Source organism: Microbulbifer mangrovi, from assembly GCF_002009015.1.
In the GTDB taxonomy this organism is placed as follows: domain Bacteria; phylum Pseudomonadota; class Gammaproteobacteria; order Pseudomonadales; family Cellvibrionaceae; genus Microbulbifer; species Microbulbifer mangrovi.
Map to the genome: position 1 here is coordinate 1 of NZ_LZDE01000115.1, position 1,741 is coordinate 1,741.

The window sequence follows — 1,741 nt, forward strand, 5'->3', positions numbered from 1 at the left end:
CTGCGCCTGCGCTGGGCGTTAGGCAATGTATGAATTCTTCTGAAATCATCGAAAAATTCGAGTCCAGAGATAGTCATTCCATATGGGAGGCGACATGGGAAATTTTACGGTGCGCGGATAAGACTGAGCTAAAAAAGTTGATGCCTTACCTGAAGAAGTTCAAAGAAATCATAAATGGTCTTGATCTGGGTGGTGCGATCTATAGCAATAAAAATTCAGCAAACTTGGCACTTTCGCATATCGAACAATCAGTTACGAATATTTGTCATTGTTCACTATTTACCCAATCGCCAAAATTCTCTCCGAGCAAGGAAGCAGAGTGGGGGCATGTATCGCTAAAAGGTAGTGAAATCAAAAAAGAGTTATATGAAGAACATTATGATGTTGTTTGCAACTATTGTGGTAATCAGTACTTTGTGAGAGAGGTGCATGGTTGGCATGTACCGTGGTACGAGTGGAAAATTGCCTAACAATCACAAGCAAAGGGACGGCCAACGCTATGCACATTTTATGCGGTCGCTTCGCTCCCAATTTTGCACAAAATATGTATAGCATTGTCCGCCCCTGTTGTGGGCGTTAACTTACAGTATGAAATTACCTCTTTTACTATCTGCAACCCTATTTTCGTGTTCTGCTCTTGCGGACTCATGTTGGCTGAGCTATGCGAAGCAAATAGCTGCGGAAGAAGGTATAAACTTCCATAACTATGCACTAAACAATAGCGATCTAGTGTTTATCGGAGAGGCAACATACACTTCGGCTACCACCTCAAGAGAAAAAGGTAAAGAAGAACATCTCATTGAGACCTACTCAAAATTCGAGATTAATAAGGTCATCAAAGGAAATTCAATTAAGAAAATTGCTATTCATGGCAGATATACGTGCAGTTGTCGCTACAAATTTGAACCTGGTGTTAAATATATTGTGCTCGCAACTTTTAACGAGAAGGAAAATAGCTATGAAACAAGCTTTTGTGAGTATATCAGTCCTGCGGAACCTGGTACGGTTAGGTTAGTTGAGAGGGCGCTGTCAGATCCAAGTTAACCAAGCAATGCAGCCGACGGCTAAGTTTGTGCACTTTTCGCGCGGTCGCTGCGCTCCATTGTCGCGCAAAAAGCGCACAAACTTAGCCGCGGCTGATTGCGGCGTTATGCGCAGTAGAGGGATTATCCTTTGATTAAGAAGCTCATATCTACAATTCTTCTACTTGTTGCAAGTCAACCCAGTTTCAGCTCCTATGAGTTGAATCCAAGGCTATTGGAGAAGCAAGTCTTAAAAGATCCAATTTCCGGATGGATTGAAATCAAGAAAAATGGAAATGGGCAAGTCATAGTTCCCGCCAATGGGTATAAGTGGAAAGAGTTGTCTGGAGAATCTGTTTACCTATCTTCTAAAGGGAATGTTGAGATCACTTCTGATCTGGGGAAATATAAATCTCCAGATAATTTCGGACCAGTAGCATTTGAACAGCTGCATTCATTTCAAATAGATAGATTTAATGAAAAATTGAAAAACAAATTTGGCATTGAGAGCAATCTTAAGCACTTGTATCACCTGAGGGTGTTTGGTGCCAACATGAGATTTTCAATACCAGATTATTTCGCTTATGATTTGACTCTATATTCAGACGGTAAAAAACTTCAATATATCTTGGTTTGCCGGGATTATTGCCATAACTCTGAACCGGAAATAGTGTTCGTAGAACAGGGGTAATCGCATAACAAGGTGCGGCAGACCGACG

3 protein-coding genes are annotated in these 1,741 nt (G+C 41.3%); all 3 read left to right on the forward strand.

Annotation, left to right across the window (positions count from 1 at the left end):
* A partial coding sequence (locus tag B4U49_RS00570; RefSeq protein ID WP_078082664.1) for a hypothetical protein occupies positions 1-470 on the forward strand: 470 nt, incomplete at its 5' end.
* Between the two features lie 118 nt (positions 471-588).
* On the forward strand, positions 589-1,044 hold the full coding sequence (locus B4U49_RS18770; RefSeq protein WP_143735441.1) for a hypothetical protein: 456 nt from the start codon (positions 589-591) through the stop codon (positions 1,042-1,044).
* A gap of 129 nt (positions 1,045-1,173) precedes the next feature.
* Positions 1,174-1,713, forward strand: coding sequence for a hypothetical protein (locus B4U49_RS00575; RefSeq protein ID WP_078082665.1), 540 nt, complete (start codon positions 1,174-1,176; stop codon positions 1,711-1,713).
* Positions 1,714-1,741 lie beyond the last annotated feature (28 nt).

Bases quoted from the DNA above. Each gene is read 5' to 3' on its own strand.
- B4U49_RS18770 (WP_143735441.1), top strand. From the start codon at position 589: ATGAAATTACCTCTTTTACTATCTGCAACCCTATTTTCGTGTTCTGCT.